11 protein-coding genes and 1 pseudogene are annotated in these 13,658 nt (G+C 58.0%); 9 read left to right on the top strand and 3 right to left on the bottom strand.

The features are described from left to right. The first annotated feature begins 51 nt into the window (after nt 1-51). The 5 genes from phoB to malZ all read left to right on the top strand — a co-directional run bounded on the left by phoB (nt 52) and on the right by malZ (nt 7,221). Complete coding sequence (gene phoB, locus MKS11_RS22275) at nt 52-741, top strand: phosphate response regulator transcription factor PhoB (RefSeq protein ID WP_004204861.1); 690 nt, start codon at nt 52-54, stop codon at nt 739-741. 21 nt (nt 742-762) lie between these two features. Beyond that, nucleotides 763-2,058, top strand: a complete 1,296-nt coding sequence (gene phoR, locus MKS11_RS22280) for a phosphate regulon sensor histidine kinase PhoR (protein ID WP_017898936.1) — start codon at nt 763-765, stop codon at nt 2,056-2,058. A gap of 414 nt (nt 2,059-2,472) precedes the next feature. Then, complete coding sequence (gene brnQ, locus MKS11_RS22285; protein WP_004204859.1) at nt 2,473-3,792, top strand: branched-chain amino acid transporter carrier protein BrnQ; 1,320 nt, start codon at nt 2,473-2,475, stop codon at nt 3,790-3,792. Between the two features lie 86 nt (nt 3,793-3,878). After that, nucleotides 3,879-5,252, top strand: a complete 1,374-nt coding sequence (gene proY / locus MKS11_RS22290) for a proline-specific permease ProY (protein WP_004204857.1) — start codon at nt 3,879-3,881, stop codon at nt 5,250-5,252. 151 nt (nt 5,253-5,403) lie between these two features. Next, a complete protein-coding gene (gene malZ, locus MKS11_RS22295) occupies nt 5,404-7,221 on the top strand; it encodes a maltodextrin glucosidase (RefSeq protein WP_004204856.1) in 1,818 nt (605 codons plus the stop codon). On the opposite strand, the gene MKS11_RS22300 is transcribed toward malZ, so the two are convergent. Beyond that, entirely contained in the window at nt 7,218-8,120 is a 903-nt protein-coding gene (locus MKS11_RS22300; RefSeq protein WP_049093354.1) for a LysR substrate-binding domain-containing protein, read from the bottom strand. The two genes, malZ and MKS11_RS22300, sit on opposite strands and share 4 nt — an antisense overlap. 265 nt (nt 8,121-8,385) lie before the next feature. Between MKS11_RS22300 and MKS11_RS22305 the strand changes: the two genes are divergently transcribed. From MKS11_RS22305 to MKS11_RS22315, 3 genes are all read left to right on the top strand, one after another. Next, on the top strand, nt 8,386-9,027 hold the full coding sequence (locus MKS11_RS22305) for a hydrolase (protein WP_002890357.1): 642 nt from the start codon (nt 8,386-8,388) through the stop codon (nt 9,025-9,027). 182 nt (nt 9,028-9,209) lie between these two features. Continuing rightward, entirely contained in the window at nt 9,210-9,755 is a 546-nt protein-coding gene (locus tag MKS11_RS22310; RefSeq protein ID WP_004204853.1) for an antibiotic biosynthesis monooxygenase, read from the top strand. 24 nt (nt 9,756-9,779) lie between these two features. Continuing rightward, complete coding sequence (locus tag MKS11_RS22315; protein ID WP_284109698.1) at nt 9,780-11,648, top strand: amidohydrolase; 1,869 nt, start codon at nt 9,780-9,782, stop codon at nt 11,646-11,648. Between the two features lie 57 nt (nt 11,649-11,705). Here MKS11_RS22315 and fba read toward each other — a convergent pair whose 3' ends face one another. Continuing rightward, nucleotides 11,706-12,560: a class II fructose-1,6-bisphosphate aldolase gene (fba, locus tag MKS11_RS22320; protein WP_074423857.1), complete on the bottom strand. Its 855-nt coding sequence runs from the start codon at nt 12,558-12,560 to the stop codon at nt 11,706-11,708. Between the two features lie 35 nt (nt 12,561-12,595). Continuing rightward, a pseudogene (locus MKS11_RS22325) lies at nt 12,596-13,534 on the bottom strand (carbohydrate kinase family protein); the annotation flags it as partial. Between the two features lie 29 nt (nt 13,535-13,563). Here MKS11_RS22325 and MKS11_RS22330 point away from each other — a divergent pair. Then, nucleotides 13,564-13,658, top strand: a 95-nt coding sequence (locus MKS11_RS22330; RefSeq protein ID WP_225368923.1) for a hypothetical protein, incomplete at its 3' end; no start/stop codon positions are given.

Raw genomic sequence — 13,658 nt, forward strand, 5'->3', positions numbered from 1 at the left:
CATAATGACGCCGCACTTCTATACTGATGGCTAAAAAACACAGGGTAAATAATGGCGAGAAGAATTCTGGTCGTTGAAGATGAAGCTCCAATCCGCGAAATGGTCTGCTTTGTTCTGGAGCAAAATGGCTTTCAGCCTGTCGAAGCGGAAGATTATGACAGCGCGGTGAATCAACTCAATGAACCCTGGCCTGATTTGATTCTCCTTGACTGGATGCTGCCGGGCGGTTCGGGGCTGCAGTTTATTAAGCTGCTCAAGCGCGAGGCGATGACCCGTGATATTCCGGTGGTGATGCTGACCGCGCGCGGAGAAGAAGAGGATCGCGTTCGCGGCCTGGAGACCGGGGCGGACGACTACATTACCAAGCCTTTCTCACCGAAGGAGCTGGTGGCGAGAATCAAAGCGGTGATGCGCCGTATTTCGCCGATGGCGGTGGAAGAGGTGATTGAAATGCAGGGGCTGAGCCTCGATCCCTCATCGCACCGGGTGATGACCGGCGAAAGTCCGCTGGACATGGGGCCAACGGAATTTAAATTATTGCATTTCTTTATGACCCATCCGGAGCGGGTGTACAGCCGCGAGCAGCTGCTGAACCACGTTTGGGGAACCAACGTCTATGTGGAAGACCGCACGGTGGACGTCCATATTCGTCGCCTGCGCAAAGCGCTGGAACACAGTGGCCATGATCGGATGGTGCAAACGGTTCGCGGCACGGGGTATCGTTTCTCCGCCCGTTTCTGAATTTTGACAGGAGTGTGACCCGTGCTGGAACGGCTGTCATGGAAAAGGCTGGCGCTGGAGCTCTTTTTAGCGTGTATTCCGGCCCTGATTCTGGGGGCGTTTGTGGGTCATTTGCCGTGGTTTTTACTGGCGGCAGTGACCGGTTTGCTGATCTGGCATTTCTGGAATTTGATGCGCCTGTCGTGGTGGCTGTGGGTGGACCGGAGCATGACCCCTCCGCCCGGCCGCGGCAGCTGGGAGCCGCTGCTGTATGGTCTGCACCAGATGCAGATGCGTAATAAAAAGCGTCGACGTGAGCTGGGAAGTCTGATTAAACGCTTCCGCAGTGGAGCGGAATCGTTGCCGGACGCGGTGGTCCTGACCACGGAGGAGGGGGCCATTTTCTGGTGTAATGGCCTGGCGCAGCAGATTTTAAACCTGCGCTGGCCGGACGATAGTGGGCAAAACATTCTTAACCTTCTGCGCTATCCTGAATTCGCCACCTACCTGAAACAGCGTGATTTTTCAAAACCGCTCAATCTGGTGCTGAATAATGCCCGTCATCTGGAAATTCGCGTGATGCCCTACAGCGACAAGCAGTGGCTGATGGTGGCGCGCGACGTGACGCAGATGCATCAACTGGAAGGGGCGCGGCGTAACTTCTTCGCTAACGTCAGCCATGAGCTGCGCACCCCGCTGACGGTGCTGCAAGGCTATCTGGAGATGATGCAGGAGCAGGTGCTGGAAGGGGCGACCCGTGAAAAGGCCCTGCACACCATGCGTGAGCAAACCCAGCGTATGGAGGGGCTGGTGAAGCAGCTGCTCACGCTGTCGCGTATTGAAGCCGCGCCGGCGCTGGCGATGAATGACCGCATCGACGTGCCGATGATGCTGCGGGTGGTGGAGCGCGAGGCGCAGACCCTCAGCCAGGATAAGCAGACGCTGTTTTTTACCGTCGATGAGCAGCTCAAGGTGCTGGGCAACGAGGAGCAGCTGCGCAGCGCCATTTCTAACCTGGTCTATAACGCGGTGAACCACACCCCGCCGGGCACTGAAATTCGCGTCAGCTGGCAGCGAACGCCGCAGGGGGCGCTGTTCAGCGTCGAAGATAATGGGCCAGGCATTGCCCCGGAGCATATTCCCCGTCTGACCGAGCGTTTCTATCGGGTGGATAAAGCCCGCTCCCGGCAAACGGGGGGCAGCGGCCTGGGGCTGGCGATTGTCAAACACGCGGTAAACCATCATGACAGCCGACTGGAAATAGAGAGTACGGTGGGCAAGGGAACCCGTTTTAGCTTCCTGCTCCCGGAACGATTAATTGCCAGAAACGACACCTGAGCGGCGCACTGTCAGCTTATCTTGCCAATGACCAGCTTCGGCTGGTCATTTTCATTGGCAGTCATTTTCCCCTCGCCTATTTAATGAACGTGCGCTGCTTTTTTGTTCGCATGATAAGCCACGGGTTTTCCATCAATATGGTAAATGATTCTGGTGTAAAAAGGATAACCAGCATAATCATCTGCTTTTGCGATCGTGCCTTGCTTTAAAACGTTATAAGCGTTTAAATTGCGCCTGCGCAGTCGATGACAGACTGCTTTTGCGTGGTAATACCAAAAACAATTCTTTCCCACGCCGCTTCGGGAGCATATCTCGCTGAGTTTACCGGCAATCGCCGCTGTATCGTCCCTGAGAGGGTAGCGCGGTATTTTTCCATTTTTTTACAACACCACATCCACAGGCAGTAATGAATTTATGACCCATCAGTTAAAATCTCGCGACATCATAGCGTTGGGCTTTATGACCTTCGCGTTGTTCGTTGGCGCAGGCAATATTATTTTCCCTCCGATGGTTGGCTTACAGGCGGGCGAGCACGTCTGGACGGCGGCGATCGGCTTCCTGATCACTGCGGTGGGTCTGCCGGTTCTGACGGTGGTGGCGCTGGCGAAAGTCGGCGGCGGCGTTGAAAGCCTGAGCACCCCGATTGGTAAAGTGGCGGGTATCCTTCTGGCGGTGGTGTGTTATCTCGCGGTAGGACCGCTGTTCGCGACCCCGCGCACCGCGACCGTCTCTTTTGAGGTCGGGATTGCGCCGCTGACCGGCGACGGCCCGCTGCCGCTGCTGATCTACAGCGTTATCTACTTCGCGCTGGTGATCCTGGTCTCACTCTATCCGGGCAAACTGCTGGATACGGTGGGAAATTTCCTTGCGCCGCTGAAAATTATCGCCCTGATTGTGCTGGCGGTCGCCGCGGTTGTCTGGCCGGCGGGCCCGATCAGCGACGCGATGGAAGCGTATCGTACCGCGCCATTCTCCAATGGCTTCGTCAACGGCTACCTGACCATGGACACCCTCGGCGCGATGGTGTTCGGGATCGTGATTGTCAATGCCGCACGCTCCCGCGGCGTCAGCGAAGCGCGTTTGTTGACCCGCTACACCGTCTGGGCGGGCCTGATGGCAGGCGTCGGTCTGACCCTGCTGTATCTGGCGCTGTTCCGTCTGGGCTCTGATAGCGCCACCCTCGTGGACCAGTCCGCTAACGGCGCGGCAATCCTCCACGCTTACGTACAGCATACCTTCGGCGGGGCGGGCAGCTTCCTGCTGGCGGCGCTGATCTTCATCGCCTGCCTGGTGACGGCGGTGGGTCTGACCTGCGCCTGCGCTGAGTTCTTTGCCCAGTATCTGCCGTTCTCCTATCGCACGCTGGTCTTCATCCTCGGCCTGTTCTCGATGGCGGTCTCCAACCTTGGTCTGAGCCACCTGATTCAGGTGTCGATTCCGGTGTTGACCGCTATCTATCCGCCGTGTATCGCACTGGTTGTATTAAGCTTTACCCGCAGTTGGTGGCATAATTCGTCACGTGTTATCGCGCCGGCCATGTTTATCAGTCTGATGTTTGGTATCATTGACGGGATTAAGTCATCGGCGTTTGCCGCTATCCTGCCGGCCTGGACCGCGCGTCTGCCGCTGGCGGAGCAAGGTCTGGCCTGGCTGATGCCGACCGCCGTGATGGCAATCCTCGCGGTGATCTGGGACCGTGCCGCCGGACGTCAGGTGACCTCCAGCGCGCACTAACCGGCGTTGAGGACAAGCGTTTAACCACGGGACTTCGGGTTCCGTGGTTTTTTATTTTTTGTGTTAAACGGCATTGAAAAACCACGATGGAAAGTAGTAACAAGCTTAAGCGCGGGCTAAGCACCCGGCACATCCGCTTTATGGCCCTGGGTTCCGCCATCGGCACCGGGCTTTTTTACGGTTCAGCCGACGCGATTAAAATGGCCGGACCCAGCGTACTGTTGGCCTACATTATCGGCGGCGTCGCGGCATATATCATTATGCGCGCGCTCGGTGAGATGTCGGTGCATAACCCTTCCGCCAGCTCATTCTCCCGCTATGCTCAGGAAAACCTCGGCGGACTGGCGGGCTATATCACCGGCTGGACCTACTGCTTTGAAATCCTGATCGTCGCCATCGCCGACGTCACCGCCTTCGGTATCTACATGGGCGTCTGGTTCCCGACGGTGCCGCACTGGATCTGGGTGCTCAGCGTGGTGCTCATCATCTGCGCCGTCAACCTGATGAGCGTCAAGGTGTTTGGCGAGCTGGAGTTCTGGTTCTCGTTCTTCAAAGTGGCCACCATCATCATTATGATCCTCGCCGGGTTCGGCATCATTATCTGGGGGATCGGCAACGGCGGCCAGCCGACGGGCATTCATAACCTCTGGAGCAACGGCGGCTTCTTCAGCAACGGTTGGCTGGGAATGGTGATGTCGCTGCAGATGGTGATGTTCGCCTACGGTGGTATCGAAATCATCGGTATTACCGCCGGTGAGGCGAAAGATCCGGAGAAATCCATTCCACGCGCTATCAACTCGGTGCCGATGCGCATTCTGGTGTTCTATGTCGGCACGCTGTTTGTCATTATGTCTATCTATCCGTGGAACCAGGTGGGTACCGACGGCAGCCCCTTTGTCCTGACCTTCCAGCATCTGGGCATTACCTTCGCGGCCAGCATTCTTAACTTCGTGGTCCTGACGGCCTCGCTGTCGGCGATTAATTCCGACGTGTTCGGCGTGGGTCGTATGCTGCACGGCATGGCCGAGCAGGGGAGCGCGCCGAAGGTGTTCGCTAAAACCTCGCGTCGCGGTATTCCGTGGGTGACGGTGATGGTGATGACCATTGCGCTGCTGTTTGCGGTATACCTCAATTACATCATGCCGGAAAACGTCTTCCTGGTGATCGCCTCGCTGGCCACCTTCGCCACCGTGTGGGTGTGGATTATGATCCTGCTGTCGCAGATTGCCTTCCGCCGCCGTCTGTCGCCGGAGGAGGTCAAAGCCCTGAAATTCAAAGTTCCCGGTGGGGTGGCAACCACGGTTGTCGGCCTGCTGTTCCTGGCGTTTATTATCGCCCTGATCGGCTATCATCCGGACACCCGCATCTCGCTGTACGTCGGTATGGCGTGGATTGCGCTGCTGCTGCTGGGCTGGGTCTTTAAGACCCGTCGTGAGCGCCGCCTGGCGCAGGCACAGTAATCAACATCGCCCCGGTCTGCATCGCGCGACCGGGGCGGCTTGCCGACCCGCGTCCTCCCCCGTTATCCTCCCCCAAAAAATCCTGTGACGATGAGTTCTGCGCCTGACGGCTATGGCAAGGTGTGCCCATTCTGCACAATGAGGATTCACGATGTTGAAGGCATGGCACCTTCCGGTTGCACCCTTTATCAAGGTGCAACAGGACCGACTGTTTATTACCCTGTGGTTGAGCGGTGAGTCGCTGCCGCAGCGGATCACGCTGCGCGCGGAAGAAGATAACGAAGAGCTGTCGCTGCCGATGCAGCGTCTCCGCCAGGCGCCGAGGCCGGGTGTAGTGGCATGGCGCGGCGAAATCTCTCTCGCCAGCGGTCAGCCGCGCCGCCGCTACAGCTTTAAGCTACTGTGGGCCGACCATCAGCGCTGGTTTACGCCGCAGGGCTTCAGCCGTTTCCCGCCGGCCAGGCTGGAGCAGTTCGCCGTCGACCTGCCGGACGCCGGCCCGCAGTGGGTGGCCGATCAGGTTTTCTACCAGATTTTCCCCGATCGCTTTGCCCGCAGCGCTGCGCGTGACGCCGAACAGGATGCGGTCTATTACCATCACGCGGCGGGACGGGAGATTGTGCGCAAGGCGTGGGACGAACCGCTTACCGGCGAGGCGGGCGGGTCGACGTTCTACGGCGGGGATCTCGACGGCATCAGCGAAAAACTTCCTTACCTGAAGCAGCTCGGTGTCACCGCCCTGTATCTGAACCCGGTCTTCGCCGCCCCCAGCGTGCATAAATACGACACCGAGGATTATCGGCGCGTCGATCCGCAGTTTGGCGGCGACGCGGCGCTGCTCCGCTTGCGCCACAACACCCAGCGGGCGGGGATGCGCATGATCCTCGACGGCGTGTTCAACCATACCGGCGATTCCCATCCCTGGTTCGATCGCCACCAGCAGGGCAGCGGCGGCGCCGGCCACCATCCGGACTCCCCGTGGCGCGACTGGTTTACCTTCTCCGGGGAGGGGCAGGCGCACAACTGGCTGGGCTATGCCAGTCTGCCGAAGCTCGACTATCGGTCGACCAGCCTGGTCAACGAGATCTATGCCGGCGAGGACAGCATCGTACGCCACTGGCTGAAGGCGCCGTGGAGTATGGACGGCTGGCGTCTGGACGTGGTGCACATGCTGGGCGAAGGCGGCGGGGCGCGGAATAACCTACGGCATATCGCCGGCATCACCCAGGCGGCGAAACAAACGCAGCCGGAAGCCTTTGTCTTTGGCGAACATTTTGGCGACGCGCGCCAGTGGCTGCAGGCGGATGCCGAAGATGCGGCAATGAACTACCGCGGCTTCACCTTCCCGATCTGGGGATTCCTCGCCAATACCGATATCTCTTACGATCCGCAGAAGATAGACGCCCAGACCTGTATGGCGTGGATGGATAATTATCGCGCCGGGCTGTCGCATCAGCAGCAGCTGCGGATGTTCAACCAGCTCGACAGCCATGATACGGCGCGTTTTAAATCTCTCCTTGGCAAAGACGTAGCGCGTCTGCCGCTGGCGGTGGTGTGGCTGTTCAGCTGGCCCGGGGTACCGTGTATCTACTACGGGGATGAGGTGGGCGTAGATGGCAATAACGATCCGTTCTGCCGCAAACCGTTCCCGTGGGATCCGGCGCTGCAGGATACCCAGCTGCTGGCGCTGTATCAGCGAATGGCGAAACTGCGTAAAGCCCACCAGGCGCTGCGCTACGGCGGCTGCCAGGTGATTTACGCCGAGGATAACGTGGTGGTGTTTGTCCGCGTCTACAAACAGCAGCGGGTACTGGTGGCGATTAACCGCGGCGAAGCCTGCGAAGTGGTTATCGAGGATTCGCCGCTGTTGGACGTGGGAGCCTGGACGCTGCAGGAGGGCGCCGGCGCCTTCCATGACGGGGTACTGACGCTCCCGGCTATCTCCGCCTGCGTCTGGTCCGGTCGTTAACGATAGAGCTGGCTCAGCAGGTCGTCGCGGAGGAGCGCCTCCCGCCACCAGCGCTGAGCCAGCCCGTCATTCCCGCTGCGCCAGGCCATGTAGGTGATATCTTTTTCCCGCCAGCCGGCGACGCTTTTCTCCACCAGACAGCCTTTTTCCAGCCACGGGCGGGCGATATGACGCGGCAGAAAGCCGCAGCCCAGCCCGGCGCACAGCAGTTCGACTTTGCTGGCGAAATCATCGACGCCGATTTGCGGCTGTTCATCAAGCAGATTGCTGTTCAGCGGATGGCAATAGCGGGCGCTGTCGCGGATCACCACCGCCCGGTGCTGGCTGAGCTGCTTATTGCTGAGCGGCGTTTCCGCTCCGGCCAGCGGGTGGGCCGGGGCGACCACGAAAATGTTATCCAGCGCGCCGAGGGTTTGCCATGACCACTCGGCAGAGGTGGGCGGCTCATTGATGGCGCCGAGGATAATATCCGCGCCATGGTGGGTCAGCTCTTCCCATGAACCGGCGAGGGTGTGATGACTGAAGTTCAGCCGGGTCTGCGGGTTTTGCGCGTAGAACTCGGCGATCAGCGGCAGCAGGGCCGAAAAGGGAAACGAGGCGTCGAGGGCGATCGCCAGCTCTCGCTCCCAGCCCGCGCTCAGCTGCTGGGCCTGCTTTTCCAGATCTCTGGCGGCGCTCAACAGCTGGCGTCCTTTCTCGAGCATCAATCGCCCGGTATCGGTAAACTTCGCCCGGTGACCGGAGCGATCCAATAAGACAATGTCCAGATCGTTCTCCAGCTTCTGGATCATATAGCTCAGAGCGGCGGGGGTTTTATACAGCGACTCTGCGGCGGTGGCGAAGGATCCGTGTCGGTCCAGCGCATCAAGGATCATCAGAACATCAAAGTTTACGCGCATCAGGAGTTTCCATTCATTAATTTCCCCTTGTTGTACCTAAGCGCAATAATCAATGCCAGTGAATAAATCAGAACAGTTTGCCGTAAAATTTTGATGAACGCTGGCATGAGTAAATACTAACCGCTGACAAAATATAAACCACAAAAAAACTTTAATAACTTGTTAGAAATAACTGGCTATACTCACCATGCTTTATCAGTCAGGATCTACACGACGCATTAACCATCATGTCATCTTTTTAACTAATTGATTAAGAAGGTATTTAATGTCTATTCGTGAACTGCTCGATCCCACTAATTCCGCCCTTATCTTTATTGATCATCAGCCACAGATGTCATTCGGCGTGGCGAATATCGATCGCCAGACCCTCAAAAATAACACCGTGGCGCTGGCTAAAGCCGGCAAAATTTTTAATGTACCGGTGATTTACACTTCCGTAGAGACCAAAAGCTTCAGCGGTTATATTTGGCCGGAATTATTGGCCGTGCATCCTGACGTCAAGCCGATTGAGCGTACTTCAATGAACTCCTGGGAAGACGATGCCTTCGTTGCGGCGGTGAAAGCGACCGGCCGTAAAAAGCTGGTGATCTCCGCTCTGTGGACCGAAGTTTGCCTGACGTTTCCGGCGCTGATGGCCCTGGAGGCGGGCTACGAAGTGTATGTGGTCACCGATACCTCCGGCGGTACCTCTGTCGACGCCCATGAGCGCTCCATTGACCGGATGGTGCAGGCGGGCGCGGTGCCGGTGACCTGGCAGCAGGTGCTGCTGGAGTACCAACGCGACTGGTCGCGCAAAGCGACTTACGATGCGGTGATGGACCTGGTGCGCGAACACAGCGGCGCCTACGGGATGGGCGTGGATTACGCTTATACCATGGTGCATGGCGCGCCAGAGCGTAAAGCTTAAATACATTCACCCTTCAGGCTGCCTCTTTGTTAGCTGGGTTTGCCCGCCCCGGTCACTGACTGATGTCAGCTCCCGGGACGTGCCGGCTTGCCGCCTCGACGCAGCATGAATGACGTTGTGTATGGTCATCTATGGCTAATGGCGAGAATCATCCTGCCATTCCCCTGAAGCAAGGAATCTTTATGGCGCAGCAAAAATCGGTGACCCTGGTCATCAGCCATCTGCTCGATCCGCAACACGGCCAGCGCTACGAAGAGTGGCTCGGCAAAATCATGCCCATCGCGGCTGAGTTTCCCGGCCATCTCGGGGCGAATGTGATCCGGCCCGCCGCAGGGCAGAATCTGTGGAGCGTGATTATCCGCTTCGACACCCTGGAGCATCTCTATGCCTGGACGCAGTCGGAAACCCGTCGTCAGCTGGTGGCGGAAATTGCCCCGCTGCTGACGGAGGGCGATCGGACGGAGGTGCGGACCGAACCGGCCTTCTGGTTTACCCCGCCGGTGGCGAATGTGCGCCAGCCGCGGCGCTGGAAACAGTTTCTGATCACCCTGCTGGTGATTTTCCCCAGCACCAACCTGGTGCCGACGGTGACCGGCATGCTGTTGCCGTCGCTTAAGGGGAGCCTGCTGCTGCACCTGATCAATGATGCCTGCGTGGTTGCGCTGGTGGTCTGGTTCTGGATGCCCATCGTGACCCGCCTGTTTGCTGGCTGGTTGAAGAAAAACTGAGTCAGCCTCCCCAAGGAGTGTGTTATGTCGCAAACTGCCACACTGATTCTGACCCACGGCCAGATTCATACCCTCGATCGTGCGAATCCGCTGGCGGAAGCCGTGGCCATCGCCGACGGAAAAATTGTTGCCACCGGAAGCCACGATCGGATCATGAGCTTTGCCGCCGAGGGAACGCAGATCGTCGATCTCAAAGGGCATACGGTGATCCCGGGCCTCAACGATTCTCACCTGCATCTGATCCGCGGAGGGTTGAACTACAACCTTGAGCTACGCTGGGAGGGCGTGCCCTCTCTGGCCGATGCCCTGCGAATGCTTAAGGATCAGGCGGATCGCACACCGTCGCCGCAGTGGGTGCGGGTGGTCGGCGGCTGGAGCGAATTCCAGTTCGCCGAACGACGGATGCCGACCCTGGAAGAGCTAAACGACGCGGCGCCCGATACGCCAGTGTTTGTGCTACATCTCTACGATCGCGCACTGCTGAACCGCGCGGCGCTGAAAGCCGTGGGGTATACCAAAGAGACGCCGGATCCGGTTGGCGGAGAGATCGTCCGCGATAGCCACGGCAACCCGACCGGGATGCTGATTGCCAAACCAAACGCCATGATCCTCTACGCCACCCTGGCCAAAGGGCCGAAGCTGCCGCTGGATCTGCAGGTGAACTCCACCCGTCAGTTTATGCGCGAGCTGAACCGACTGGGGCTGACCAGCGCCATCGACGCCGGGGGCGGTTTCCAGAACTACCCGGAAGATTACGAAATTATCGAGCAGCTGCACGCAAAAGATCAGATGACCGTGCGCATCGCCTACAACCTGTTTACCCAGCGACCGAAGCAGGAGCTGGAGGACTTCGAGCGCTGGACCGATATGCTGAAGCCGGGGCAGGGAACCGATTTCTATCGCGCCAACGGCGCCGGCGAGATGCTGGTGTTTTCGGCGGCGGATTTTGAAGATTTCCTGCAGCCGCGGCCGGATTTGCCGCAAGGCATGGAAGATGAGCTGGAGCGGGTGGTGCGCCATCTGGTTGAACATCGCTGGCCGTTCCGCCTGCATGCCACCTACGACGAGTCCATCAGCCGGATGCTGGACGTGTTTGAGAAGGTGAACCGTGACATTCCGTTTAATGGCCTGCACTGGTTCTTCGATCATGCCGAGACCATTACCGAGCGCAACATTGAGCGGGTGAAGGCGCTGGGGGGCGGCATTGCGGTGCAGCACCGGATGGCCTTCCAGGGCGAATATTTTGTCGATCGCTACGGCAAAGAGGCGGTGAAACATACGCCGCCGGTAGCGAAAATGCTGGAGCTGGACGTACCGGTAGGGTTAGGGACCGATGCCACCCGCGTCGCCAGCTATAATCCGTGGACCGCGCTGTACTGGCTGGTCTCCGGGCGCACCGTTGGCGGGATGGCGATGTATGACGACAACAACCGCCTGCCGCGCGATGTCGCGCTGGAGCTGTGGACGGCGGGCAGCGCCTGGTTCTCCAGCGAGCAGGGTAAAAAGGGCCGTCTGGCCGCCGGTCAGCTTGCCGATCTGGTGGTGCTGTCGAAGGACTATTTCAGCGTCGCGGAAGAGGAGATCAAAGGCATTGAGTCGGTGCTGACGGTGGTTGATGGCAAAGTGGTGTACGCCGCCGGTCACTTCTCGCCGCTGGCACCGCCGCCGCTCCCGGTGCTGCCGGAGTGGTCGCCGGTGGTGAAGGTCCCGGGCCATTACCGTTCCGCTCCGCCAGCGGCGGCCAAAATTGGCGCCATAGTCCAGATGCACCAGTGCTGCAGTAGCTGCAGTGTCCACGGCCATCAGCATGATATCGCGCGGAAATCGTCGATCCCGGTCTCCGACGAGCAGGCCTTCTGGGGCGTGCTGGGTTGCTCCTGCTTTGCCTTCTGATGCCTGACGCCTCCGCCCCGGTTGCTAAGGGCGGAGGTCTCAGCCACCTTTCACGCATCAATAACGCTGCTGTGAGCCAAAAAGCGCCATGCGGCGGGCAATCATTTCGCGTACTGGCTGCAGTCCCTGGGCGATCACTTTCCGCGGATCGTTCACATCGTGCCCGGTATCGGCAGCAAAGATCGCCTTCACCTGCTGGCACCAGGCGTACATATTTTCGGTATTAACGTTAATCTTGGCGGTGCCGCAGGCAATCGCCCGGCGCATATCCTCATCGGCAATACCGGTGCCGCCATGCAGCACCAGCGGAACCTTCACCCGCTCGGCAATGGCTTTCATCTCGGTAAATCCCAGTCGGGCTTTGCCTTTATACAGGCCATGGGTGGAGCCCAGCGCGGCGGCGAGGCAATCCACCTGGGTTTCTGTCACCAGGGTATAGCACTCCTGCGGATCGGCGTAGATGACTTCGGAATTGACAATGCCGTCTTCACTGCCGGCGATAGTCCCCAGTTCGGCCTCCACGGAGATACCTTTGCTGTGCGCCAGCGTCACCAGATGGCGAGTAATGGCCAGGTTTTCCCTGAACGGCAGATGCGAGCCATCAAACATAATGGAACTGAAGCCGGCGGCGATCGCCGCTTCGCAGGCCTCCCGGGAGGTGCCATGATCCAGATGCAGCGCCACCGGAACATCAATATGCAAATACTCCATGGCGTTAACTACGATGTCATGAATACATTTTAACCCGAGCATATGCTTAACCGTGCCGCCGGACACGCCCAAAATAACCGGTGAGCGGCACTGCTGGGCGGTGCTTAATACGGCGCCGACCCATTCCAGATTATTAATGTTGAACTGACCGACGGCGTAGCCGTCCCGCAGGGCATGCTGAAGCATGTCCTTCATCGACACTAACATATTCACCTCTTGATATTTATTAAATGCAGTTATTCTTCAAAATATTGCTTTAAGTTTCTCTCGTAGTTATTTAACGAGTGGTGGACGACCGCCAGGTCCGGCATAGATTCCCGTACCCCTTTTTTCTCAATAGAAATGGCGGCGGTCAGGCTGGCAAATAAAATAATATTATCTATGTGCCATGAGTAGTGGACGCCATAGGTGAAGGCACCGTGAAATACATCTCCGGCTCCGGTGGTATCAACGGCATTGCACAGCCAGGAAGGAACGATCTGCAGCATACCGCTTTTTAAAAAAGCGCAGCCTTTTTCGCCAAGGGTAATAAATGCTTCACCGCGGCAAATTTTATTCAGCTCAATCAGCGCCGCTTTAATTTCTGCTTCGGTGCTCAGCGAGCGATAGCTCATATAATCGCGGGCAAAATGTTCGCTCACTACAAAATAGTCGGTCCAGGCTGCGAGTTTTATATTGCTGGCGCGCAGTGACCCGCCGTCCATCACGACTCTGGCGTTCGGCAGTTTCTTAATTAAATATTCACTGATTTCCGGCTCATGGCCGTCAATTAAAATGGTGACCGGCTCCTCGGCGGCAATCAGTCGTTCGGCGAGGTCGTCCAGTTTGAGCTTTTGATCGTAGGTCAGGGAAGGCGGTGTCTGCATCTTGCGGGTAATAATCGTTCGCGAACCCGTTAAGCGATTGACCAGCACCGAGGCCAGCGGGGTGATCATGTCATCGGAGAAAACCACCTGGCTGGTATCCACCCCCGCTTCGGCAAACTCATCGATAATGCGCTGACCGTAAAGGTCCTGATGCAGATGGCCGATGTAATAGACCTCCTCACCCCATAATCCCAGCAGCCAGGCTGCATTGGCCGCCGGGCCGCCGCCGCTTTCTATAAAATCATGACAAAAGTTTTTGGTATTCTCCTGGGGCCATTCATTGAGAAAGAAAAACTGATCGAAACAGGCTTTGTTGAATAAATCGAACTTTTGCTGAGTTGAAGGATCAGATCACGCATCTTCCCGACAACGCAGACCGTTCCGTGGCAAAGCAAAAGTTCAAAATCTCCAACTGGCCCACCTACAATAAAGC

The sequence above is a fragment of the Klebsiella sp. K5-45 genome, assembly GCF_030128605.1.
In the GTDB taxonomy this organism is placed as follows: Bacteria; Pseudomonadota; Gammaproteobacteria; order Enterobacterales; family Enterobacteriaceae; genus Klebsiella; species Klebsiella quasipneumoniae.